Source organism: Candidimonas nitroreducens (assembly GCF_002209565.1).
GTDB classification, from domain to species: Bacteria; Pseudomonadota; Gammaproteobacteria; order Burkholderiales; family Burkholderiaceae_B; genus Candidimonas; species Candidimonas nitroreducens.
Window position 1 is genome coordinate 147,507 of sequence record NZ_NJIH01000006.1, and the last position, 22,782, is coordinate 170,288.

The 22,782-nt window shown below is 59.1% G+C and carries 20 protein-coding genes; 7 read left to right on the forward strand and 13 right to left on the reverse strand.

Translation table 11 applies throughout. The features are described 5' to 3' along the window. Positions 1 to 18: 18 nt before the first annotated feature. A complete protein-coding gene (locus CEY11_RS10915; RefSeq protein ID WP_088603429.1) occupies positions 19 to 1,131 on the reverse strand; it encodes an acyltransferase in 1,113 nt (370 codons plus the stop codon). 276 nt (positions 1,132 to 1,407) lie between these two features. On the opposite strand from CEY11_RS10915, the gene CEY11_RS10920 reads away from it, so the two are divergent. Continuing rightward, positions 1,408 to 2,391, forward strand: coding sequence for an asparaginase (locus CEY11_RS10920; protein ID WP_088603430.1), 984 nt, complete (start codon positions 1,408 to 1,410; stop codon positions 2,389 to 2,391). A gap of 257 nt (positions 2,392 to 2,648) precedes the next feature. Next, positions 2,649 to 3,581 carry a 3-hydroxyacyl-CoA dehydrogenase gene (locus CEY11_RS10925; RefSeq protein ID WP_088603431.1) on the forward strand — a complete coding sequence of 311 codons (933 nt, stop codon included), beginning with the start codon at positions 2,649 to 2,651 and terminating at the stop codon, positions 3,579 to 3,581. Positions 3,582 to 3,741: 160 nt separating this feature from the next. Here CEY11_RS10925 and CEY11_RS10930 read toward each other — a convergent pair whose 3' ends face one another. Continuing rightward, on the reverse strand, positions 3,742 to 4,575 hold the full coding sequence (locus tag CEY11_RS10930; RefSeq protein ID WP_088603432.1) for an IclR family transcriptional regulator: 834 nt from the start codon (positions 4,573 to 4,575) through the stop codon (positions 3,742 to 3,744). A gap of 350 nt (positions 4,576 to 4,925) precedes the next feature. On the opposite strand from CEY11_RS10930, the gene CEY11_RS10935 reads away from it, so the two are divergent. Then, positions 4,926 to 6,080 (forward strand): acyl-CoA dehydrogenase family protein, encoded by a 1,155-nt coding sequence (locus CEY11_RS10935; RefSeq protein WP_088603433.1) that lies wholly within the window; start codon positions 4,926 to 4,928, stop codon positions 6,078 to 6,080. 156 nt (positions 6,081 to 6,236) lie between these two features. On the opposite strand, the gene CEY11_RS10940 is transcribed toward CEY11_RS10935, so the two are convergent. Together CEY11_RS10940 and CEY11_RS10945 are read right to left on the reverse strand one after the other, a co-directional pair. Continuing rightward, entirely contained in the window at positions 6,237 to 7,262 is a 1,026-nt protein-coding gene (locus CEY11_RS10940) for a Bug family tripartite tricarboxylate transporter substrate binding protein (RefSeq protein ID WP_088603434.1), read from the reverse strand. A 24-nt stretch (positions 7,263 to 7,286) separates the two neighbouring features. Beyond that, positions 7,287 to 8,150 (reverse strand): TauD/TfdA dioxygenase family protein, encoded by an 864-nt coding sequence (locus tag CEY11_RS10945; RefSeq protein WP_088603435.1) that lies wholly within the window; start codon positions 8,148 to 8,150, stop codon positions 7,287 to 7,289. A gap of 114 nt (positions 8,151 to 8,264) precedes the next feature. On the opposite strand from CEY11_RS10945, the gene CEY11_RS10950 reads away from it, so the two are divergent. After that, positions 8,265 to 9,167: a LysR family transcriptional regulator gene (locus CEY11_RS10950; RefSeq protein ID WP_088603436.1), complete on the forward strand. Its 903-nt coding sequence runs from the start codon at positions 8,265 to 8,267 to the stop codon at positions 9,165 to 9,167. A 122-nt stretch (positions 9,168 to 9,289) separates the two neighbouring features. Here CEY11_RS10950 and CEY11_RS10955 read toward each other — a convergent pair whose 3' ends face one another. From CEY11_RS10955 to CEY11_RS10965, 3 genes are read right to left on the reverse strand one after another with little or no spacing between them, the layout of a single operon-like run. After that, entirely contained in the window at positions 9,290 to 10,273 is a 984-nt protein-coding gene (locus CEY11_RS10955) for a Bug family tripartite tricarboxylate transporter substrate binding protein (protein WP_088603437.1), read from the reverse strand. A 58-nt stretch (positions 10,274 to 10,331) separates the two neighbouring features. Continuing rightward, positions 10,332 to 11,111: an IclR family transcriptional regulator gene (locus CEY11_RS10960; protein WP_088603438.1), complete on the reverse strand. Its 780-nt coding sequence runs from the start codon at positions 11,109 to 11,111 to the stop codon at positions 10,332 to 10,334. Next, positions 11,108 to 12,007, reverse strand: coding sequence for an IclR family transcriptional regulator (locus CEY11_RS10965; RefSeq protein WP_088603439.1), 900 nt, complete (start codon positions 12,005 to 12,007; stop codon positions 11,108 to 11,110). Before CEY11_RS10965 ends, CEY11_RS10960 begins: the two co-directional genes overlap by 4 nt. Positions 12,008 to 12,320: 313 nt before the next feature. Between CEY11_RS10965 and CEY11_RS10970 the strand changes: the two genes are divergently transcribed. Next, positions 12,321 to 13,529, forward strand: coding sequence for a CaiB/BaiF CoA transferase family protein (locus CEY11_RS10970; protein WP_408608120.1), 1,209 nt, complete (start codon positions 12,321 to 12,323; stop codon positions 13,527 to 13,529). Between the two features lie 130 nt (positions 13,530 to 13,659). Further along, the gene (locus tag CEY11_RS10975) at positions 13,660 to 14,481 is read left to right on the forward strand and encodes an enoyl-CoA hydratase/isomerase family protein (RefSeq protein WP_088603441.1); all 822 of its coding nucleotides are present in this window, start codon (positions 13,660 to 13,662) and stop codon (positions 14,479 to 14,481) included. Between the two features lie 99 nt (positions 14,482 to 14,580). On the opposite strand, the gene CEY11_RS10980 is transcribed toward CEY11_RS10975, so the two are convergent. Further along, entirely contained in the window at positions 14,581 to 15,501 is a 921-nt protein-coding gene (locus CEY11_RS10980; RefSeq protein WP_088603442.1) for a LysR family transcriptional regulator, read from the reverse strand. Between the two features lie 285 nt (positions 15,502 to 15,786). Here CEY11_RS10980 and CEY11_RS10985 point away from each other — a divergent pair, with 285 nt between their 5' ends. Continuing rightward, a complete protein-coding gene (locus tag CEY11_RS10985; RefSeq protein ID WP_088603443.1) occupies positions 15,787 to 16,770 on the forward strand; it encodes a Bug family tripartite tricarboxylate transporter substrate binding protein in 984 nt (327 codons plus the stop codon). An 88-nt stretch (positions 16,771 to 16,858) separates the two neighbouring features. Here CEY11_RS10985 and CEY11_RS10990 read toward each other — a convergent pair whose 3' ends face one another. The 5 genes from CEY11_RS10990 to CEY11_RS11010 form a co-directional block, all read right to left on the reverse strand. Further along, on the reverse strand, positions 16,859 to 17,869 hold the full coding sequence (locus CEY11_RS10990) for a TauD/TfdA family dioxygenase (protein ID WP_088603444.1): 1,011 nt from the start codon (positions 17,867 to 17,869) through the stop codon (positions 16,859 to 16,861). Between the two features lie 328 nt (positions 17,870 to 18,197). Further along, positions 18,198 to 19,544, reverse strand: a complete 1,347-nt coding sequence (locus tag CEY11_RS10995) for an amidase (RefSeq protein WP_158215281.1) — start codon at positions 19,542 to 19,544, stop codon at positions 18,198 to 18,200. A 190-nt stretch (positions 19,545 to 19,734) separates the two neighbouring features. Continuing rightward, positions 19,735 to 21,087 carry a histidinol dehydrogenase gene (hisD, locus tag CEY11_RS11000; protein WP_269845279.1) on the reverse strand — a complete coding sequence of 451 codons (1,353 nt, stop codon included), beginning with the start codon at positions 21,085 to 21,087 and terminating at the stop codon, positions 19,735 to 19,737. After that, positions 21,069 to 21,959: an ABC transporter permease subunit gene (locus tag CEY11_RS11005; RefSeq protein ID WP_088603446.1), complete on the reverse strand. Its 891-nt coding sequence runs from the start codon at positions 21,957 to 21,959 to the stop codon at positions 21,069 to 21,071. Before CEY11_RS11005 ends, hisD begins: the two co-directional genes overlap by 19 nt. After that, the gene (locus CEY11_RS11010) at positions 21,956 to 22,741 is read right to left on the reverse strand and encodes a taurine ABC transporter ATP-binding protein (protein WP_088603447.1); all 786 of its coding nucleotides are present in this window, start codon (positions 22,739 to 22,741) and stop codon (positions 21,956 to 21,958) included. Before CEY11_RS11010 ends, CEY11_RS11005 begins: the two co-directional genes overlap by 4 nt. Positions 22,742 to 22,782: the final 41 nt, after the last annotated feature.

The following is a 22,782-nucleotide window of genomic DNA, read 5'->3' on the forward strand; positions in this document are numbered from 1 at the left end:
ATCCCAAGCCCGGCGCCGTCAGGTCACCATGCGGAAGACCCGCGCCCTGCGCAACAACATCACCGCGGCCAGCGCCGCCGCGAACACGCACGCGGCCGTAAAAGGTATGGCCCACCACGGCGAAACCCCCGCGCTCGGCAAGCCGGTGGCCGACTCGAAACGGCGCAGCACGAAGATGTGCACGCAATACACCCCCAGGGTGCACGCGGAAATCTGCCGCAGCCACCGGGCATAGCGCCGGGCACGCATGCCCAGGCCATACAGCGTATTGAAGGCGCAGGCCGACGCCGCCATCACCAGCGGCGACAGATAGTCGTAGAACAGCGGATCGGGGCCACCGGTCTGGCGCGAGCGCAGATAAGTCGCGGCCATGATGGCCAGCGACAGCAGCGCGAACAGCGCCGCGTTGCACGCCAGGTAGCGGGGCTCGTTGCGTACGTTCCGGTATGCCTCGTGCAGCCAGGCCCCCAGGAACAAGTACCCGCTCAAGCCAAAAAATGCGCCCAGGCTGTAGGTGCCCAGCACGTCGGCATCCACGCCCCAGGCTGCGCGCAGCGTAGGCCAGGCCGACACCAGGGCCCACAAGGCCAGATAAGCCTTCTTTTCAAGCGCCTGCGACGCATGCCAGATCGCGCGCAGAAAAGGTACGAACAAATAAATACCCAGCACCGCGTACAGATACCAGAGGTGGAATACCACCGGCCCGCTCGCCAGATCCGCCAGCCACTGTTGCCACGAGCCGTAATGCCGCCCCTGCCAGTCGTTCCATGCCATGTAGAACAAAGACCAGAACAGCAGCGGCGGCACCACACGCAGGAAGCGCTTCTTGACGAACACAGGCAAGGCCTCGCGCCTGTCCAGCAACAAAGCGCCCGAGATCATCAGGAACACCGGCACACAGGCACGGCACGCCGAATCATAGAAATTGCTGGCCCACCACCTGTCATCGAACACATGGAAGTCCACGGCGGCGACGTGCAGGATCACCACCATGAAACATGCGCAAACCCGCGCAAGATCCAGCGCCGTACTGTCGCGCTTGTCGATCATCGTCCTCCCGAAGCAGAAGTTGAATGAAGAGCGGGCCGCGGCCGGCTGCGCGCCGCCCGGCTCATGACCCAGGAATAACATGCTCAAACCCCGGCAATCGCCTGCAGATATTTCGGCATATTGCGGGAAGTAAACGGCACTGCCGCGCCCCCGCACATCACAGGCGGCGCCCGGCTGGCTCTATGATATTCGGGCGGCGGGCCTGCGATATTCAGGCCACAAGCCTGCGCACGGCAGCAAGCAGGCGGAACCCCGGCCTACCACGGCGCAGGCTCGCATGCATGGCATGAAGCTTACGTACGCAGCCTACGCACGCGCGGCGCACCACATTCTGTTGCTCGACAAGGATACAAAGGCATGACACACATCACCCTGATCACCACGGGCGGCACGATCGCCTCACGCAGTGTCTCGGAAGGCGGCCCCGTCGTGGCCGCCGTGGCCGGACAGGCCTTGCTCGATTCGCTGCATGATCTGCCGGCCGGCCTGGAAGTAGTGGTGGAAGACTTCCGCGCACTCGGCAGCTACGCCCTGGATCTGCCAACCGTGCACAGCCTGGTGGCTCGCATCCGCGCAGCGCTGGCCATACCCGGCTGCGCCGGCGTGGTTGTTACCCACGGCACCGACACGATGGAAGAAACCGCCTTTCTGGCCGACCTGCTGATCGACAGCGACAAGCCCGTGGTGTTCACCGGTGCGCAGCGCCATGCCGGCGAAGCCGATACCGACGGGCCGCGCAATATCGCGGACGCACTCACAGTGGCCGCCGCCGAGCAGGCGCGCGGCCTGGGTGCCATGATCCTGTTCGAAGGCGACGTGCATGCGGCACGCGACGCCAGCAAAACCCATACTTCGCGGGTCGACACTTTCCGTTCGGCCGGCCTGGGCAAGCTGGGCGAAGTGGATCGTGGCGCCTTGCACCTGTATCGCAGGCCGGCGGAACGCCTGGTGCTGGCCGACGCAGGGCTGGAAGAGCGTGTGGAACTCATCAAACTGAGTCTGGGAGCCCGGCCGCACTATCTGGAATGGTGCGCCGCTCACGACATACGCGGAGTGGTGCTGGAAGCCTTCGGGCGCGGCAACGCGCCGCAAGGCTATGCGTCGATAGCAGCCCGGCTGGTCGAGCGCAGCGTGCCGGTGGTCGTTGCGTCGCGCTGCGCCGAGGGCCGCACCGCGGCGATTTACGGGGCTGACAGCGGCGGCGCCACACTCGAACAGGCCGGCGTGATCTTCGCCGGCACGCTCTCTGCCATCAAGGCCCGGCTGATGCTTTGCGCTCTGTTGGGCGCCGGTGCGTCCATGGACGAAATGCGCGCCGCCTTTGCCGCAAAAAGCGCTTGATTCCGGGCCGGCCCACAGCTTCCCGCAGCACAGAAAGCCAACGACACGCCCCTGCCCGGCAACCGCTACGGCTGCCGGGGTATGATCTTCCCAGGAGCGCCTGCGCGAGCGCCAGCGCAATGCAGTGTGATCGATCTTACGGCAGAAAAACCCATCGAACGCACAACGCGCCTTTGCGGACACCCGGAGCTGGCATGGGCGCCTCCGCTCTTGAATAAAAATAAGTGTTGTTGAACCAGGAAGGAAGAGGCTGAAATATGAACATCGCAATAATCGGCACCGGCTTGATAGGCCAGGCATGGGCCATCGTCTTCGCCCGCGGAGGCTGCAATGTCAGGCTATGGGACGGCGATGCCGCCGCCCTGGAACGGGCTTCCGGCCTGATTGCACGCCAGATCGCGCAGCTGCAGGCCGAACACCTGCTGGACGACGCGCCGGCCGCGACCGCGCGCATCACCCGCTGCAGCGAGCTTGCCCAGGCGCTGCAGGGCGCCGACTATGTCCAGGAAAACCTGCCGGAAGTGCTGGACGTCAAGAAAGATATCTTCCGCAAGCTCGACGAACTGGCCGCGCCGCAGACGGTGCTGGCCAGCTCTACGTCCAGTATTCCCGCCTCGGCCTTTACCGAAGACCTGCCCGGCCGCGGGCGCTGTCTGGTGGCGCACCCCGTCAACCCGCCCTATCTGGTGCCGGTGGTGGAACTGTGCGGTGCGCCGTGGACGGACGCGGCGTCCATGGAAAAGGCCCGCTCGGTCATGCAGCAGATCGGGCAGAAACCCGTGACCGTCCACAAAGAGCTGGAAGGCTTCGTGCTCAATCGCCTGCAGGGCGCGCTGCTGCGCGAAGCCTTCAGGCTGGTGCAGAATGGCTATGTCAGCGCCGAAGACCTGGACGCCACGGTAAAGGACGGCCTGGGCCTGCGCTGGTCGTTCATGGGCCCCTTTGAAACCATAGACCTCAACGCTCCGCAGGGCCTGACAGAATATTGCGCGCGCTACGGCGGCATGTTCCGCTCGATCTCCGAGGAACAGATCGACACCGAAGCCTGGAGCCCCGAGCTGATCGCGGAACTCGAACGCCAGCGGCGCGAACTGCTGCCCAGCACCGAGCTGCTGCAGCGCCGGCTGTGGCGCGACCAACGGCTTATGGCGCTATTGCGGCACAAGCGCGAATCGGCGGACGAGGCCTGACCGGACACCGACCGCATATTATCCTCACCGGTTTGGCGCCGCCCGGCAAGGCTGGCGTAAACGCCTTTTATAAAACGCCGTTTATACGTTTATATATACCGCAGCCCGCCGTTCCGGCGCCAGCCTGCAATCCGCTGGGCAGCACAAGGCCGGCGCCCGATCAGTGCTCCAACATGCGCTGCATACGGCCCAGCGCATCCAGCAGGCGCGGGCGCACTTCGGTCAACAGGAATTCGCGGCTGGCCGCGGAGGCCGGAGCGCCACAGGTCATGACCATAATGGGCTGGCCCGGCCCGGGCCTGAAACCCGCCGCGATCGCATTGACGTTCTTCTGCCAATCGCCGAACGAACAGGTGCAGCCCAGGGTTCGATAATCGGTAATGGACTGCTGGATGCCGGCGCGGATCTGCGCCTCGGACCAGGCGTCCAGCTCGCTGAGCCGTTCGATGATTTCCTGGCGCTCGGACTCGCCGGCCAGGGCCAGATAGGCGCGCCCCATGGACGAAGTGACAATGGGAATGCGCGTGCCCACTTCCATGCTTGGCGTCAGGCCCGTCTGGCTGCGGCAGTTTTCTATATACAGCATGGACAGCCGGTCGCGCACGCCCAGCGCCACATAGGCCTGGGCGAAGTCGGCCAGTTCCTGCATCAGGGGGCGCGCCAGTTCGCGCACATCGAGCCTGGCCAACATGCCCACGCCCAGGGACATGGTGGCTATGCCCAGCCGATACCTGCCATCGGCCTGATCCTGCACCAGATACCCCAGCTTGGTCAGCGTATACGTCAGCCGCGAAACCGTGGACTTGGGCAGCTTGCAGCGCCGCGCGATCTCCTGGTTGCCCAGCATCCGGCCACCGGAGCGAAAACACGCCAGCACCTCCAGGCCGCGCGCCAGCGCCGTGACGAAGTGGCGGTCTTCCTTGGTGTTGCCGTGCGAGGAGGTAGGGGCTGTATTCAATTGGGAGTTCCGCTGTAACGTAGGCCGAAAACCCATGTCGGGCCTTGGCCTCTGCCTGGCCTCTGCCTGGCCTCTGCTTGGGCTTGGGCTTGGGCTTGGGCATCAATTATGGCTCAAATTTCTTCTTTATTGTTCTGCATTGCAGAATTTAGTGGCCGAAATACACCATGCCAGAGGCACAAAAGCCGTGCAGCACGCTGATTTCTCATCTCTTTTCCTAAAATAATCCAATATAAATCAATTGATTAAAACAAAAACCAGATCATGAGAAAAAAATCAGCCCCCACCACGGAATAACGCAGTACCTTTTTCTTTGTACTGCAAAGCAGAACATAAATTAAAATAGACCCATTCCACCTACGCCACTTCTCTTACAGGAACATGCCATGATCCGCGATCCCGAAACCCAGACCCTGCTGGAAGACAGCGTACGACGCTTCGTGCGCGAGGCCCTCGTGCCGCTGGAAGAGCAAGTAGCCGAAACCGATCAGATCCCGCAGGAAATCGTGCAGCAGATGAAAGAGCTGGGCCTGTTCGGCCTGTCGCTGCCCGAAGAATACGGCGGCCTGGGCATCACCATGGAAGAAGAGGTGCGCCTGGCCATGGAACTCGGCCAGACCTCGCCCGCCTTCCGCTCGCTGATAGGCACCAACAACGGCATCGGTTCGCAAGGCATCGTCATCGACGGCACGTCCGAGCAAAAGCAGCAATACCTGCCGCGCCTGGCCGCGGGCGAACTGATCGGCTCCTTCGCACTGACCGAGCCCGAGGCCGGCTCGGACGCCGGGTCGCTCAAGACCACGGCCGACAAAGACGGCGACTTCTACGTGCTGAACGGCACCAAGCGCTTCATCACCAATGCGCCGCACGCCGGCATCTTCACCGTCATGGCGCGCACCTCGCGCGAACTCAAGGGCGCCTCGGCCATTTCCGCCTTCATCGTCGAAGCCGGCACGCCCGGCCTGTCGCTGGGCAAGATCGACAAGAAGATGGGCCAGAAAGGCGCCCATACCTGCGACGTGATCTTCGAGAACTGCCGGGTGCCCGCCGCCAACCTCATCGGCGGCAAGGAAGGCGTAGGCTTCAAGACCGCCATGAAGGTCTTGGACAAAGGCCGGCTGCACATCGCCGCCGTGGCCACCGGCGCGGCCAAGCGCATGCTGCGCGACGCCGTCGCCTATGCCAGCCAGCGCAGGCAGTTCGGCCGCGCCATCGCCGAATTCCAGCTGGTGCAAGGCATGCTGGCCGACAGCCGCGCCGAGATCTACGCCGCCGAGTGCATGGTGCTGGACGCCGCACGGCGCCGCGACGCGGGCGAGAATGTGTCCGAGCTGGCCTCTTGCGCCAAATACTTCGCCACCGAAATGTGCTGCCGCGTGGCGGATCGCGCCGTACAAGTGCACGGCGGCGCCGGCTACATCTCGGAATACGGCATCGAACGCTTCTACCGTGACGTGCGCCTGTTCCGCCTATACGAAGGCACCTCGCAGATCCAGCAAATCATCATCGCCAAGCACCTGCTGAAGGAACAGGGCAACTAACACGAAGCGGGGCCAAGGGGCCCTTACGCGCGCGGCGGCGAACCACCCGAACGCGGCTAAAGCGAAGGCCTGGCCACTGTGCCAGGCCTTCGCTGCCTGCATCCATCGGGGAGGACGCAGCCTTCCGCCGGCCCTCGCCCGTACCGGGCCGGTAGATCAATGCGGCCGGACTCCCGCCAATTCGATCACCTTGCCCCACCGATCCGTGTCGGCCTTGATTCTCTGCACCATTTCCTGCCGACTCGAACCTACCGCCACCCAATCTTGTTCGGCGAGCTTTTTCTTCGCCTGAGCAGAATGCAGTATTGACTGTATGTCTCTGGAAAGACGCTCAGCGACAGCCTGGGGCATAGATTGCGGTGCATATACACCTATCCATAGCTCGGCGCTGAAATCCGGCAATTTGGCGGCCTGAGCTATTGAAGGAATGCCTGGAGCCACCGGCGATGGCTGCGCGGAGGTCACGCCAAGCACTTTGACTTTGCCCGCTCGAGCTTGTTCGAGCGCCCCCGACGGCGCCATGAACGCTGCCTGTATCTGGCCGCTCATGACCGCCATGGTCACTTGATGGAAGCCCTGATAAGGAACATGAGTCATGTGTATGCCGACGTCACGGTCGAACAACTCCGTTGTCAGGTGAGATCCAGAGCCCACGCCTACGGAACCATAAGCCAGGGCATCCGGCTTCTGGGCTTTGACATAGCGCAGAAATTCTCCCAGGGATTTCACCGGCAACTTGGGATCCACGATCAACAGTTGAGGGCTTACGGCGGCGACCGACAAAGGCTGCAAATCTTTGGAAACATCGTAGGGCAACGAGCGGTACAGCAGCTTGGACGTAGTCAATGGCCCCTGGGCGGTCACACCTATCGTGTAGCCATCCGTAGAACGGGCAACATTCGCCACAGCAATATTACCTGCAGCGCCCGACTTATTTTCCACTATAACTGGCTGCCCCAGATCGCGGGACAGCGGTTCGGCAAGCAAGCGTGCCACGAAATCCGGCGAAGTGCCCGCCGGATACCCCACAATAACCTTGAGCGGGCGAACCGGCCACTGCTCTCCCTCGGAGCCCGCGGCTCGCACACAGGCCGGCTGTAGGCTCAGAGCCCCAATTAGAGCAATGCCCAGCGCCACAAATTTCTTACGTGCATTGCTCTGCAATTCAATGTTTATATCCATGGATGGTCTCCCTTCTCCTTATCATCAATGCGTCGTGTCAACGTAGGCATAGCCACGGTGCATCAGCCTGTTTCCTCCTACATAATTTGCCGGAGATGCCGAATGCAAGGAAGCACGGTTGTCCCAGAAAACCAGATCGCCAACTTGCCATTTATGGCGGTATACGGATTCAGGCCGGGTAGCATGCTCCACCAGCAACCGAGCCAACTCCTGGCTTTCTACCTCGGTATAGCCACTTATCGTCTTCACTAAAGTGGGGCTGATAAAGTACAGTTGCCGCCCTGTCACGGGATGTGTTTGAACCAGATCATGGACTCGATCCTCCCATTTCGCCCGATCCGCTGGCGACAAAGGCTTGGCCGCGCCCTGGTTTCTAGCCAACAAATAATCATTGTGTTTGTTGAAGTTGTGTGTCACTTGGCGTCCTGCTATGCGCGCTTTGAGATCCGCAGGCAGCGTCTCATAAGCTTTGCTCAAGCTCACAAAGCACGTATCGCCGCCGACTTTCGGCGTCTCGACGCAGTACAGCATTGTCACCCCATCCAAATGATCGTCACTCGCGGTATCGCTATGCCATAGATCCCCATAGCGATCGAGAAAAGCGGCTGGTGTACCGTCCGGATTCTTCACATTGCCAACCCGACCAATCTCGGGCACTCCCGCCACGTGAAATTCCTTACGTTGGGATATTTTCGGAGTGCCAAAACTACGCACGAAAACAGCTTGCTGAATCGGCGTCAGACTTTGGCCGCGAATGACTACGACCGAGTAACGGTAATAAGCCTCCACCAACGCCTTGAAATCCTGCTCGGGTAAAGCACGACTCAGGTCACAGCCTGAAATCTGCACCCCCACGTCAGGATGCAACGATTCGAATGAAATGGGCATGCATGGCTCCTTTGAATGACCGTGGAAGCGAGTTTAATTTGCCTATTTTTAAATGTTAATCTACCAATTAGAGTTAACATCTTTCTCTAAAACAGAATAATTGAGGCGCTATAAGTGGATACGATTACAAACTTCCGCACTTTCATCGAGGTAGCCCAGGCCGGGGGGTTCTCGCGCGCCGCACGCAAATTGGGCCTGGCAACCTCCGTCATCACTAAACGAGTAGAGCAACTCGAATGGCAGACCCGCTGCAAGCTGTTCGAGCGCAGCACAAGAAAACTCGCCCTTACCGAGCACGGGCACCGCTTGCTACCCGTTGCCCAGCGCATCGTCCACGACGTCGACGATGCGCTGATCAACGCACGCGGGCATGCTCAAGCACTGCAGGGCCTCATCCGCATCAAGGTGCCCACGTCTCTGACGATCGTTTGCATGGGCGACATCCTCAGCCAGTTTCAGGAAGATCATCCGAACGTTGACATGGACATCGTAGTAATCGACCGGCCAGTCAACCCGGTTCAGGAAGGCTTCGACATTGCAGTCGGAATGATGCCGGCGTCCTACGACGGCGTTTTTGAATGCGGACTGTGCCCATTGCCGCGTGTTGTGGTGGCTGCACCGGATTACATCCGCTTGCACGGCAGGCCACTACATCCGACGGACTTGACCAAGCACCGATTGTTGAACTTCCAGCCCACAGGCCCCGTATGGACTTTCTCGGGAAAGAATGGGCCCATCGCGGTCGGTATCAACCCACACCTAAGCACCAACGACGGCCACGTACTGCTCAAGGCGGCCATAAAAAGCGGCGGCATCGCGCTTTTGTCTTCTTATATCGTCAGCGCCGCTCTGCGTAAGGGTCAGCTTGTCGAACTCCTCGACGACTTTCCCATTCCTCAATACTGGATCAGAGCATTAGTTCCCGAAAGCCGCTTGCACCTTGGCAGAGTGCAGGCATTACTCTCATACTTGCGTGACGCATTCTCGCCAACAACGCCCTGGGACATAGCCGCCTGAGCCAGCACCGGCGCCCTCGACAAAGGGCTGCACGACGGCATCATGCAGCCATCGGCCCAAGGCCCTCACCCAGCTGTGGAAGTGTCTGTTCCGTCGAATTTCAGGAACTGACTACACATATTTCAATTTGCCTTGCGCAGATTGTTTTCCTTGATGACCCGGCCCCATACTTCGGTGTCCGAATCTATGCGCTTCTGCAAGGCTGCGGCCCCTTCGAATGATGTGTAAGCACCCACGGCCTTGAGCCGGCTTATGACTTTCGGATCCTTCAACACTTCTTGAAGGGTGCCCTGCAGGCGGGACAAGGCCTCGGGAGGCAGCCCTCTTGGCGCGACCAACCCGCCCCAGGAAGCAGTTTTCGCGCTTTCGGCACCCTGCTGCGCCAAGGACTTGACCTGGGGCAGTTGATCGTAGCCGTCGATCGTCACCGCGATGGCGTTCAAAGCACCCGACTTTACCTGGGGCAGCACGGCCACGGAATCCAACAGCGCCAGAGGCACCTGGCCGGCCACGACTGCCGTGACCGCGGGCGCACTGCCCTGGTAGCCAATATGCGTTCCGCGCAGGCCCAGCTCTTTCAAGATCAGCGCCAGGGTCAAGTGGCCGATACTGCCGGTGGCAGGCGAAGTGTAGTTAAGATCCTTCCCGCGGCCGAAGGACGCCAGAGATTTCAGGTCGGTAACGCCCGGCATGGCATGCGAATTGACCACCAGCACCAGGGGAGTCAGGTAGGCCAGCCCGACCGCCTGTATATTTTTTGTCAGATCATAAGGCGGCGACTTCAGCATCAGCGGCGCCAGCAGGCTCGGCCCTGCCAGGGTACCAATCGTATAGCCATCCGGCTTGCTGGACACGATTTGCCGCATGCCTATGCTGCCCGAAGCGCCGGGCTTGTTGACGACCACGAAAGACTGGCCCAGCGCTTGTTCGAAGGCATGGGCAAGCACACGCGATGCCACATCGGTCGGCCCTCCGGGCGGAAACGGCACCACCCATGTCACCGGACGCTCCGGATATTTCGCATTGGCCGGGCCAGCCATGAGAGCCAGCAGGCCCGCAGCGACTACGGCAATGAGCTTGCCGCCATGTTTACCAAGCAACTTCAAGTTTTTCTCCTTAACGAATCGGAAAGATTGCTGCAATCATGAGATAAACGACAGGCCCTCAACGCCCCAGATATCCATCAAGGCTTTGAACCAAGGCCAGCAACTGAGGCACAACCTCCTGCCTCCGGTCTTCAAACACGCCATCGCTTGATGGGACGCCGCAATTGAATATGAAAGTCATGGAGTCGATCTGGCGTTCCAGCACCGTGGCAAAGCCGTAAGAGTCTTTGCGCCACTGCCCCTGATTCGAGCAGCAGCGCGTCTGCTGATACTCGACTTGTGCCGCGGGGAATTGCTGAATGCAAGCCTCGTAGTACGCGGGATCCCGCACCCGCAGCTGGTTAAGCACGCTCTCGCGCTGGCCGGATGGCGCGTGGCACAGCCAGGCCTTGCCCGCTGCCGTACTCAGCATGGGCATCCAGGCCCCGATATCCGGATGGGTTTCCAGAAGCTCATTGGCGCGCGAGGTTTCGACATAGACCATGCGGTAGCGATCCCGCACCACGATGGACACCGCACCATTGACGCGCTCGGCCAGGTCGCGCATCAGGGGGCGCGCCAATTGCCGCAATTGCATATCCGCCAGCATGGGATAGGCCGTCAGCAGCAGCTTCAGGCCGGGCCGGTACTTGGGCGAACCCGGCATGCGCCGCAGAAAACCCAGCTCGACCAAGGTATAGGTAAGACGGGCCACGGTGCTGGGAGACAGGCCGGTGCGCTCGGCAAAGTCTTTATTGCCGAGGAACTTTTCGCCTCGCTGGAAGCAGGCCAGTATTTCGATTCCATTGGCCAGCGTATAGGCATACTGCGGATCGCTGTCTCTTTGCTGGCCGCTCATGACGCCGCCTTGCCCCGAGCCGCCGCGGCACGGCGCCCTCGTTTCGCCAAGCCCGAGCACTCGGCCGCCAATGCGCAGCGCACTTTCTGGATCATGTCTAGCAGCCTGGCGCCATACAGATCGCCCACCGAGCGGCCGCGCAGCAAAGAGGTCTTCACGCCGCAGTTGAAAACAAACAGATCGCCCTCGACCAGTTCCTGCATGGGAGCCGCAACCGCGTGGACATCGGGATACCAGTCGCCGCAGGACACGCTATAGCCGCGCTCGCCGAAATCCCGGCAAGCCTGCTGCAGGGCTTCCTTCAGGAAGGGATACTGTTCCGGGTAGCTTTTTTGTGTCGCCTGCAGCGCGGCATTGCGCGCCTCCTGGCCGGCCTGCGCGTACCAGGCGCGCCCCATCGCCGTCATGGCCACCGGCAGAAACGCCCCGATCTCCGGCCGAAACGCCCGCAAATCATGGCTGCGGATCGTTTCCACATACACCATGCAGCCCGACTCATACAGCCCCATGGAGACCGTCCCCTTGCTTTCCCGGGCAAGCGCCTGCATGAAAGGCCGGGCAAGCTGGCGCAGGCTCAGGCTGGACAGCAATGGATACGCCAGCGCCAGCACTCCCGCGCCCAGGCGATATTGCCTGGTTCTGGGATCATGAATCAACAAGCCCTGCTGGGCGAGCGTGAATGTCAATCGGGAAATCGTGGCCTTGGACAGGCCCGTGAGCTCTACCAGATCCTTATTGGTCAAGGCGGGCGACAGCATGCGAAAACATTGCAGTAATTCCAGCCCGTGCGCCAAGGTGGTCGCAAACGCCGGATTGCGCACAGCCTGCGCGGCAGGCAGGTCTGCCGCGCAGGCCTGCTTATCGTTCAATAAATCGGCATGTCGTTGCGTATTCATCGGGCATCATCGGCGGCGTCTGGATCGATCCGGATACGAGGCTATCAGGACAGCAGTATACGGAAGAAGGCCTCATAAAAATTCAACATATCAAAACCTAAGTAATGAGATACTGAATTTTTGATACTCTCGCAGCCTGAAGACCGGCAACAGTTTTCGCTTGCCCACGCCCTGGATGCAGCATCGGGACAAGCCCGCGGAACAAAGAATGAATCAAGACATCGACACCCTTCGAATCCACCAGCCGAACGTCGACCGGCTGACGCAAAAGGCCTCCGGCCATCAAGTAGCCCGCTGAACCAACCAGACACAGATAATCATGCAAAACCTCCCTCTCGCGGGCGTCCGCATCCTGGACATGGCCACGGTGCTGGCCGCCCCGTTTTCAGCAACACTGTGCGCCGACATGGGCGCAGACGTCGTCAAGCTGGAGCTGCCCGACGGTAACGATACCCTGCGCACACTCGCACCGGTGCACGAAGAACACGCAATCTTCTGGAAAACCGCCAATCGCGGCAAGAAAGGCATATCGCTGGACGTACGGCAAGCCGAAGGCTGCAAGCTATTTCTGGAGCTGATCCAAGGCTTCGACGTCCTGGTGGAAAATTTCCGTACCGGCACGCTCGATCGCTGGGGGCTGGACATCGCCACCCTGCATCGGCACAATCCGCGTCTCATTGTGCTGCGCGTGACAGGCTACGGCCAGACGGGCCCGCTGGCGCGCAAGCCCGGCTTCGCCCGCATCTTCGAAGCCATGAGCGGTTTTGCCCATCTGATCGGCGAAACCGATGGCCCGCCACAACACATGAACTATCCGCTGGGCGATGTGATGACAGGGGTATTCGGCGCCTTCGCCATCACCACCGCACTGATAGGCCGCAATTCGAAACCCGTCGAGGAACAACGCGGCACAGAGATCGACCTTTCAGCCACCGAGGCCATGCTGCGCCTGCTGGACGCCCTGCCCGCGGAATACGCACTGTCCGGAATCCCGCGCAACCGCGCGGGCTCGAGGGCGACCTACACGGCACCTTCAAATGTATATAAGACGTCCGACGGCATCTGGGTTACCGTCGTAAGCTCCGGCAATGCTATCTTCAAACGCCTGACCAGCGCGATGCAGATGCCCGAACTGGCAACCGACCCGCGCTTTTCCAATAACCTTCAGCGCATGGCCAACCTGGAGGTGCTGGACGGCATCATTACAGACTGGTGCGGTGCGCAAACGCTGCAGCAGCTTGCCGAACGGCTCGACAGCATGGACGTTCCCTACACCAAGGTTTACTCCATTGCCGATGTAATGGAAGACGCGCATCTGCAGGAGCGCCAAGCTATTATCGAACTGCAGGATCCCGTGCTGGGCCCTCTTCCAGCCCCGGCGCCGGTGCCCAGGTTCGCCGGCCAGAAAACCCCGACTCCCACCGTCGGCCCGAGCACGGGCCAGCATAATAGCGAAATCTTCGGCAAACTGGGCCTGACGGACGGCGAGATGCAATCGCTGAAATCGCGCGGCGTCATATAGGCAGATCGCTTCAAGCGGGCGACGGCGGCAAGCGCCGCGCCCATCTTCCGCTCGAGACCAAAGATTCGTCTCACGCACCCGCCGGGCTGCAGCCCCCTATCCGTTATTTCTTTTGCACACAGGCTAGATCATGGATGCCAATCACGCTGAACACCCGCCCACGGCGCCCAAGGCGCAGCCCACGGGACACGCCATCGTCGACCGACAAGGCCCGGTCACCATCATCACCCTGCATTACCCCAAGCGGCGCAACGCCCTTTCGATGGCCTTGCGCGCCAGCCTGATCGCGGCTCTGCAAGGCGCGCACGACAGCCCCGACTGCCGCGTGATCATTCTTACGGGCAGCGAGGGGAATTTCTGCTCGGGCGGCGACATCAGCAGCTTCGAAGGGATTACGCCCGCCGGCGGGCGCGCGCGCATGCGGCAGGTGCAGCCCGTCGTACGGCTGATCGCCCAGAGCGAGAAGCCCGTCATCGCCGCCGTAGAAGGCCACGCCGCCGGTGCCGGCATATGCATCGCATCGGACTGCGACATCGTGGTCGCCGCGGACGATGCCAAATTCACCTGCTCATTCAACAAGATCGGGCTTTTCCCCGATCTCGGCGGCCTGTGGTCGATTCCAGCGCGCGTGGGCGTGGGCACGGCGCGCAAGCTGATGCTGACCGGCCGCACCATAGACGGCCAGGCCGCTTATCGCTGCGGCCTGGCCGACGAACTGTGTCCCTCCGGCAAGGCGCTGGAAGTGGCAATCGAGATGGCCCGGGAAATCGCCGCCAGGGCGCCGCTATCGAACGCAATGATCAAATCGGCGCTGCTGCAGTTCCCCCTGGGACTGGAAGAGGTGATGAACATGGAAGCCAACAACCAGGGCCTGCTGTACGCCACCGAAGACTTCCAGGAGGGCAAAAATGCCTTTCTGGAGAAAAGGCCGCCGGAATTCAAGGGGCGGTAGCGCCGGCTATAACGCTCGGCCACGCCGCGCTGGCGTTTTAGTCGCGATGAATGGCTCGGCGGAGGGCTCACCGGTGTATCACGCGCCAACGTCTGGCCACTACAGCATAAGTATAGGTAACTCGTAATTCACGTTTTCTAATATGAGTTTTTTCATTCCCTGAATCAACAGGCGCTTATCATCCACTCTCCACTGAAAATAATAGTCGAGCTTTTGTAATGGCTCCCGATCACGTACGGCCTTCACTATATTTTTTTCCACCAACGGTGCAATCCAGCCTTTCGGGAAATAGCTGATCCCCAATCCTGCGGCGACCAATCCGGCTATGGCCGACATATTGTTGCAGGTCAGTATTTTCAGATCATCCCATTCCGCCGTTTTTTGCCAGCGCTCGAGCACCTGATTCGATCCGGCATTTTTGTGCATGCTGATGACCGGCAACAGCCTGGTGAGCTCCCGAACAGGGCTTTTCGCTGGGCACGGCTGACTGGCTGCAACGATCCAATCAAACTCGACCTGAGCAATCAATTCAGATTGTATGGACGGATGCGAGGATTTTTTTGCAATAAGCGCGAAATCCAGTTCGCCATCGATCAGCTTCTGTTCTAGATCTCTGCCCAATTCGACGTAAGGTTCCAGCGACAATTCGGGATAGTTTTTCTTGACGCTGACGACGAATCGAGGCAGCCACGACGATGCGGCGATTTCGCCCGTACCGAACCTACACCGCCCCTTCACGGCAGTGTCCTTGCCTATGGTAGCGATAATGTCCTCAGAGGCACTGAGCAGCGCTCTGGCTCTGGGCAACAGGTTTTCGCCGGCGGCAGTCAAGACTGACCTGTGGCCGCTGCGATCGAATAACGAGCAGGACAGACTTTCTTCCAGCTCGGTGATCCGCTTGGATAACGACGACTGAGACAGATGCAGCCTAGTGGCGGCAATAGCGAAACTTCCGCAAGTCGCCGCCCAATAAAATGCTTCCAGCTGTTTGAGAGTCATGGACATCGTCAGGCCCTGCATTCATGCATTCCAGGCCAGGCTGGACAGCCCAGGCCGTTCATTCGGTCACCACATGCGAGCCGTGGGCTCAGTGTTTTCATATTAATCCAAAAAAGCGATAGTTTTATATCCAATAAATTCACTTTTAATCAACAACGGATCTACTTACCATGGCAAAGAACGGCCAGTCGGGCACGTACCCGCATGACTGTTGCGCATCCGTTCCATGGCCGCACATTTCGCGCGAATCACAATAGCCCGCCACCCCTATGAGCGGGCCGGCCAGGACAGCATTGGAGGAGACTTATGAAGCGAACCAAATCCCTGCTGGCCCAAGCACTGCTGCTGCTCGTCGGGGTAATGTCTTACCGCGCTGCTGCGGCGGCCGATACCTACCCGAGCAGGCCCATCCACATCGTTGTTCCTTATGCGCCGGGCGGCGGTACCGATGCTATCGCGCGCCTGCTCGCCCATAAAATGAGCACGGCGCTCAACCAATCGGTCATCGTCGAAAACCGGCCGGGGGCTGGAACAGCCATCGGGACGGAAGCCGTCGCGAAAAAGCCCGCCGACGGCTATACCCTGCTACTGGCGCCACCCGCATTTTTAATCAACCCAAGCTTCATCAAGAATTTGCCCTATAACACCGAGAAAGACCTGGTGCCTATTACATCGCTTGCCGCGAGCCCGCTGGTACTGGTTGTCAATCCATCGGTGCCGGCGAAAACACTCGGGGAATTCGTCGAGTACACACGCAAACATCCGGGAAAAGTGAATTACGGCTCTCCAGGCAACGGCAGCTCTCCTCACCTTACCGCCGAAATGCTCAAAGCGGCAGCGGGAATCGACATGCAACACATCCCCTACAAAGGATCCGCGCTGGCTGCCACAGACTTGATCGGCGGACAGATTTCGGTAGTCATAGACGTAATGATGCTTTATCTGCCGCACATCCACGCGGGTAAGGTTCGGGCGTTGGCAGTCACGACGAAAACGCGCTCGCCACTGCTGCCCGACGTTCCGACGGTTGCCGAATCGGGCTATCCAGGTTATGAAGCGGTGGCGTGGTATGGACTGGTAGCCCCCAGCGCCACACCTAAAGAGATCGTACAAAAACTTAATAGCGTGGTGGTGCAGATTTTGCGCACAGACGAAATGAAATCGGCGTTCGAAAAGCAGGGTCTTGATGTTATTTACGACGACACACCCGAGCGCGCAAAAATACGAACCGCACATGAGATTGCCAAGTGGGCCAAAGTAATACGCGACTCGGGGATACATATGGATTAATTGAGCTGATGGCGGGCTCTTCGGCGGCCCTAGGCCATGGGCAGAAACATCGGGCAGCCATGCTTGCGCCATAGCTGCCCGAGAACAATCAGCCATTGTAGAAGCGCCGCCCATTGTTCCGCAGCCACAAGCGCACTAGGTGACGCTTTCGCTCGGGCTCGGGGAAGTCGATAATTTCAGTACGACGATGCCCGCATCGAGTGTTGTCGAGTATCTGAATCTGCCCGGGCTCGAAGAAGAATTTCCGCTCCAGATTCGTTTCATTCATTATGCCCTCGAGCACCGTCAAGGCTTCGCGGGACTCATCGTCCATTTCTACGCCGGCCAAGCGGTAGCCATTGACGACCTGCAGATACGACAGGCGGCACACGAGCCGCTCATCGTTATATTGGAATAGTGGATGGCTAAGCACCTTTGCATCGCCGGGAGCGTGCTCCAGCTGCCGGTTGAACAAATATGGGCGGTGCAGCCGATCCAGCAATTGTGGATGGCGTTCCAGCATTTCGTTGTAAACCGTGTAGAAACTGACGATGCTACTGATGCCACCTGCCATGGCCGGCTTCAGGCACAGCAAGCCAACATAGTCGGGCGGATAAAGGTTATAGCTATTGTCCGTATGAAAATTCTGCTCAGCGGTAGTGACATCGGGCCGCACCCCATTGCCGGGCGGGCGCCCCTGATCCCTGACGTCATAGATCATCTTGCCATCCCAACTCTGGGCAACGGGGCGCGCTACCAACTGCGCCAATATCCAATATATTGCCTTGGATTCTTCCACGGTGTAGTTCTCAACCGGAAGCCGATCGACAATCACAAAGCCACACCCGGCATCCAGCTCTTGCTTGGCTCGTGCCATCGCAGCACGGTTTGCGGGAAGCTCAAAGTCGTCCGGATCCAATAATAGAATCGGCAAGGGATTGGCTCTGAGGGCTTCCAGAAGAGCGTCGATCTCTCGCAGGCATGCCGTGTCCAGCCGAATAACCCCATCTTCGCTACTAAGCGAATCGCCGCTCCAAACTATAGGGCCGGTGAATGGCTTGTCACGTACTGCTGGGGATATGCTCGGGTGCTCTTCCATAATGATCGACTCGCGCACCATATCTCTCTCCTCTTCCCAAGATTCATATCGCTTCGATTACGCCCGCAGCACCTCGCTGTCATGGCATCCGGATACTAGTCTAGTGGAGAGTTTTTATTAATAATAGCGATTAATTTTCAATTATCTTTATCGCTAAAATAGATATTCATAGCTAAAAAGTCTACACGAGCTTATGACCCGCGCTACGCCCACCTTTTCGCCCCCGGATTTACTTACACGCGAGCGGCGGCCCGCAACCGGGCACCTGATGCACGCTTCACCAAATCTGGCGCCAAATACACTTGGCGGCTTGCCGCTTTGCCGGCGTCGCCGGTCGAAACAAGCTCTTTCAGTGGCATGACAATACCCGCTCGACGCTTTGTGCAAGCGAGAGTAGTGCGGCATCTTGGCCGGCGGGGGCAGCAAGCTGCAAGCCAACGGGCAAGGGCACCCCGGGAATAGGCACGGACACCGCGCATTGACCAAAAAGGTTGACCGGCTGGGCGTTGCGCATCGCCCTTCTGTTTAGCGCGGCGATCTCATCCACTGTCGTGAAGTTTGACACAGGGGGAGCAACAAAAGGCACCGTCGGGGCGAGCCAGGCATCCAGCCCCTGCAAGCGTGCCTTTATGACTGTACCGAGCTCACGGTGCCGCTTCAGCATAGCTTGATATTTCACCGCAGACAGATCAACTCCGTGCATGACACGCGCCCAGGCCACTGGGTCAATTTTCTGTTCGTTCTCGAGGAGGCGACGTTTCCCGACCGCCGCCACCAATTCTGCCGGCACGAGTTCGGCAAACACCGTACTGATTTCTCGGGCCTCATCCAGGTCGCAGGCCACACTCTGGGCGCCAGCGTCCTCAAGCTTGCGCACTGCCCAAACACATGCTCGAGCCACGTCATCGTCTAGATCATCGAAAAAATACGTTTTCGGACAACCAAAGCGCAGGCCTTTCAGAGGCCTGGGTGGCGGGACTGTCCGAGCGGCAATCCCCTCGAACACACAAGCCGCATCGCGCGCCGACGCAGCGAAGAATCCAATACTGTCCAAGGTCGGACTCAAAGGGAAAATGCCATCGGCAGGCCACAGGCCCGGGCTTGCCTTATAGCCGAACACGCCGCATAACGCTGCCGGATTACGGACGGAACCACCGGTGTCAGTGCCGACGGTGAAGGCCCCCAATCGGGCAGCCATCGCCACCGCCGAGCCGCTGCTGGAGCCCCCCGGCATGCGCGCAATCCTGGCGTCGCAGGGATTCCACGGGGTTCGGTGCGTAGGGTTATAAAGCCCCAGCGCAAACTCTGTGGTGACGGTCTTGCCCAAGATGACGCACCCCGCCCGCTTGAGCCGCGTGATGAACGAGCCCTCTGGTTCGACCAGGCCGGAAATGTCGACCCGAGAACCTGCGGTGACCGGCGCCCCGGTAACAGTGAACAAGTCCTTGACAGCCACGGGTATTCCCATCAGCGGCCCCAGATCCGTGCCTGCGGCCAGCAATTCGTCCATGGCCCTGGCACAGCGCAATGCCTGCTCGCCCATCACATGGACGAAGCTGCGCAGCTTATCGTCCAAGTCATGGATACGATCGAGGTATGCCTGGGTCACTCCCAGAGCCGTAATTTCGCGCCGGCGCAGTTTTCTTCCGAATTCTTTGATTCCGAGCTGGTCAAACAGGCTGAAAGGCAAACTCACGGCAATTGCTCCCGAGCAATATCGTCATACACCGAGGGCAGGTTCTTACCTTGAATCGCCCCCTGGAATAGCATCTAGCCAACACGCAGATCTACCCACATGGCCCGCCAAAGACCGAAGCCCTTGCACGTACGGCGTCGCCCGAGCCTTGAAGGAAAAGGCGCCCGCTTTCGAGGCTCACCACCATGCATCAAACAGAAAGCCGGAAATTTTCATTCGGAAAGAATTTCTCTAACCTGATGTCAGCGGTACGCGCGTGCCCCTCCATTCCCTCCAGGCGGGAAATTCGTGCGGTCGCCGCAGCGATAGGCCTGGAACCGTCCTTCGACGCGCGCTGCCATGTCACCGTCTTCATGTACTTGTGCACAGACAGGCCCCCCGTGTAACGCGCCGAACCAGAAGTCGGCAGAACATGGTTCGGCCCTGCCGCCTTATCGCCAAAGGCGACGGTTGTTTCCTCACCCAAGAAAAGGGAGCCATAAGAACGGAGCTGCGACAGCCACCAATCCAGATCGGCTGCCTGAACCTGGAGATGCTCTGGAGAATAACGATTCGCTACTTCGACCATCTCGTGGCGGTCACCGCAAAGAATGATTTCGGCATAGTCCCGCCAAGCGGCCCTGGCATTTTTGGCATTCAGCTCGGGAAGTTCCTCGATCAAACTCGGAACCTGTCGAATGACTGCTTCTGCCAAGGCCCGATCGGTCGCCACTAGCCATACCGGAGAGTTGTAGCCGTGTTCGGCTTGCCCCACAAGATCCCAAGCAACCAGGTACGGGTCGGCGGTCTGATCAGCGATGATCAGCAAATCGGTTGGGCCAGCTACCATGTCGATACCCACAGAGCCAAAGAGTATCCGCTTTGCCTCCGCGACATATTGATTCCCCGGCCCCACCAGCATATCGGCCTTAGGGGCTCCAAACATCCCATACGCCATCGCGGCAATTCCCTGTACCCCGCCGAGGTTCAGTATTCTATGCGCACCGCATAAATCCATCGTAAATAGCGTCGCTGGGGCAATGCCTGTTTCATGGCTCGGGGGAGAGCAGGCAGTGATGTGGGAAACCCCGGCAACTGCTGCTGTCGTGATGGTCATCATCGCCGACGCAATATGGCTATAGCGCCCCCCAGGCACATAGCAACCCACGGATCCTACCGGAATCTGCTTCTGCCCGGCCCAAAATCCCGGGCTTACCTCAATCGAGCAGTCCGAAGTCGTTGCTTTCTGCGCTTCTGCAAATCGTCGAATATTGTCGTGTGCAAAGCGAATGTCATCCTGGAGCTGCTGGGGAACAAGCTTCTTTGCATTTTCAATCGCCTCTTGCGAAACGACGATTTCTCCAACCCACTTGTCGAAATCGCGGGCATAGATACGCGCAGCAGCTTCACCTTCGCGTTTCAGGCGGTCAAGCATTTTCTGAACTTCCGAGCGAACCTGTTCCTGGTCGCTTTCTGCCGTTCGGACAGCTTTTTTCAGATATTTAATTGGCACAAAAAACCTCTCAAAGATACAGTTCTGATTTTTTATGCCTTGCCCTTCCACGGCACCAATTTTCGTTCCAGACCGCGCATGATCAAATCGAAAATGTACGCGATTATGGCGATCACAATAATGCCCATGATAACGACCGCAGTCTGGAGAAATTGTGATGCCGAAAGAACCATGTAGCCGATACCCATCTTGGCAGCGACCATCTCTGCGGCAACCAAGGTGGTCCAGCCAAAACCAATACCCACACGCATCGCGGTCAGAATCTCTGGAGTTGCCGCGGGCAAGACGATATGACGCAATATTTGCCAGCGGCTGGCGCCGAAGGAATAAGCGGCGTGGATCTGTTCAATAGCGGCGGAACGCACGCCCGCCCTGGCTCCGAGCACTATAGGTGCAAAAACCGACAGAAAGATCAGAAGGACTTTTGAGGTTTCTCCAATTCCAAACCAGATGATCATCAAAGGCAGATAAGCCAAAGGAGGAATTGGCCGGTAAAACTCGATGAATGGGTCAAAAATCCCCCTAAGAAGGCGGCTGGTTCCCATGCTCAAGCCAAGAGGAATCCCGATCAAGCATGCAAGCAAAAATGCACCGAATACACGGGCCGTCGAGATCACGATATGCAGCCAGAATGGGGTTCCCGTAAACCCGTGGTTCCAGACACTGACAAAGCTATCGATAATCGCCCCTGGTGCCGGCACAAACAGCGGTTTCACCCAATGCTGGGCGGTCACAAGCCACCAGACGAAGAAAAAAACAGCCATCGCCAGCAGGCTCAGCCAGTATGTATCGCCTGAGCCTGGCACACCATAAGTCTCTCCCGGTTTTGTGGGGCGCTGGCGCAATAGTCTTGCATAGTACCGGCGCAATCCGCCAAGCCTGGTTGGTGCCAGCGGTGGTTCTTGGGTGTTCGCGAATTTCATGCCGCCTCCTCATCCGCAAAAATCATTCTCAGGACTTCTTCACGCAACGCAATGAACTGACTGGACGCCTTGACCGAGCGCGCACTTTGCCCGCCGAGGAACATCCGTGAAAAAGGCAAATCAAAAGTATGGGCAATCCGGCCGGGTCGCGGTGACATGACGACTAGTCGGGTACCCATGAACAGCGCCTCTTCGACACTGTGCGTAATGAAAAAAATCGATTTGCGGGTGTCTCTCCAGACTTGAAGGATCAATTCCTGGGCTTTTTCCCGTGTCAGTGCATCCAGGGCCCCCAACGGCTCGTCCATCAACAGCACCTTCGGGTCGCATGCAAGTGCACGCGCGATTCCAACACGCTGCTGCATGCCGCCAGAAAGCGCATAGACCGGAGAGTTTTCAAACCCATTCAAGCCGAGAAGCCCAATGTATTTGTCTCCGATCTCGTAGCGTTCCTTCTTGGCACACCCCTGTAGCATCAATCCGAACGCGACGTTGTCACGTACATTCAACCAAGGTAGAAGAGCATGCTTCTGAAATACGACAGAACGATCCGCCCCCGGCCCTTCGATCTTGGAATCATTGAGCAGCACCTCACCACTCGTAGGTGAGAGGAAACCCGCAATCAAACTCAGGAGTGTCGACTTGCCGCAACCAGACGCCCCTAACGCGACAATGAAGTCGCCGTCATCGATTGTCAGATTTATACGCCGTAAAGCTTCAATTTTTTGACGCCCCTCGATCCCCGGATATACCACCGACGCGTCTTGTATTTTTAGAGCCATCTTGTTTCCTTGCACTGGTTCAAACCGCTCTGGCGCCGTCG

Bases quoted from the DNA above. Each gene is read 5' to 3' on its own strand.
- CEY11_RS10915 (WP_088603429.1), bottom strand. From the start codon at position 1,131: ATGTTATTCCTGGGTCATGAGCCGGGCGGCGCGCAGCCGGCCGCGGCC.
- CEY11_RS10920 (WP_088603430.1), top strand. From the start codon at position 1,408: ATGACACACATCACCCTGATCACCACGGGCGGCACGATCGCCTCACGC.
- CEY11_RS10925 (WP_088603431.1), top strand. From the start codon at position 2,649: ATGAACATCGCAATAATCGGCACCGGCTTGATAGGCCAGGCATGGGCC.
- CEY11_RS10930 (WP_088603432.1), bottom strand. From the start codon at position 4,575: ATGGGTTTTCGGCCTACGTTACAGCGGAACTCCCAATTGAATACAGCC.
- CEY11_RS10935 (WP_088603433.1), top strand. From the start codon at position 4,926: ATGATCCGCGATCCCGAAACCCAGACCCTGCTGGAAGACAGCGTACGA.
- CEY11_RS10940 (WP_088603434.1), bottom strand. From the start codon at position 7,262: ATGGATATAAACATTGAATTGCAGAGCAATGCACGTAAGAAATTTGTG.
- CEY11_RS10945 (WP_088603435.1), bottom strand. From the start codon at position 8,150: ATGCCCATTTCATTCGAATCGTTGCATCCTGACGTGGGGGTGCAGATT.
- CEY11_RS10960 (WP_088603438.1), bottom strand. From the start codon at position 11,111: ATGAGCGGCCAGCAAAGAGACAGCGATCCGCAGTATGCCTATACGCTG.
- CEY11_RS10965 (WP_088603439.1), bottom strand. From the start codon at position 12,007: ATGAATACGCAACGACATGCCGATTTATTGAACGATAAGCAGGCCTGC.
- CEY11_RS10975 (WP_088603441.1), top strand. From the start codon at position 13,660: ATGGATGCCAATCACGCTGAACACCCGCCCACGGCGCCCAAGGCGCAG.
- CEY11_RS10980 (WP_088603442.1), bottom strand. From the start codon at position 15,501: ATGCAGGGCCTGACGATGTCCATGACTCTCAAACAGCTGGAAGCATTT.
- CEY11_RS10985 (WP_088603443.1), top strand. From the start codon at position 15,787: ATGAAGCGAACCAAATCCCTGCTGGCCCAAGCACTGCTGCTGCTCGTC.
- CEY11_RS10990 (WP_088603444.1), bottom strand. From the start codon at position 17,869: ATGGTGCGCGAGTCGATCATTATGGAAGAGCACCCGAGCATATCCCCA.
- CEY11_RS11005 (WP_088603446.1), bottom strand. From the start codon at position 21,959: ATGAAATTCGCGAACACCCAAGAACCACCGCTGGCACCAACCAGGCTT.
- CEY11_RS11010 (WP_088603447.1), bottom strand. From the start codon at position 22,741: ATGGCTCTAAAAATACAAGACGCGTCGGTGGTATATCCGGGGATCGAG.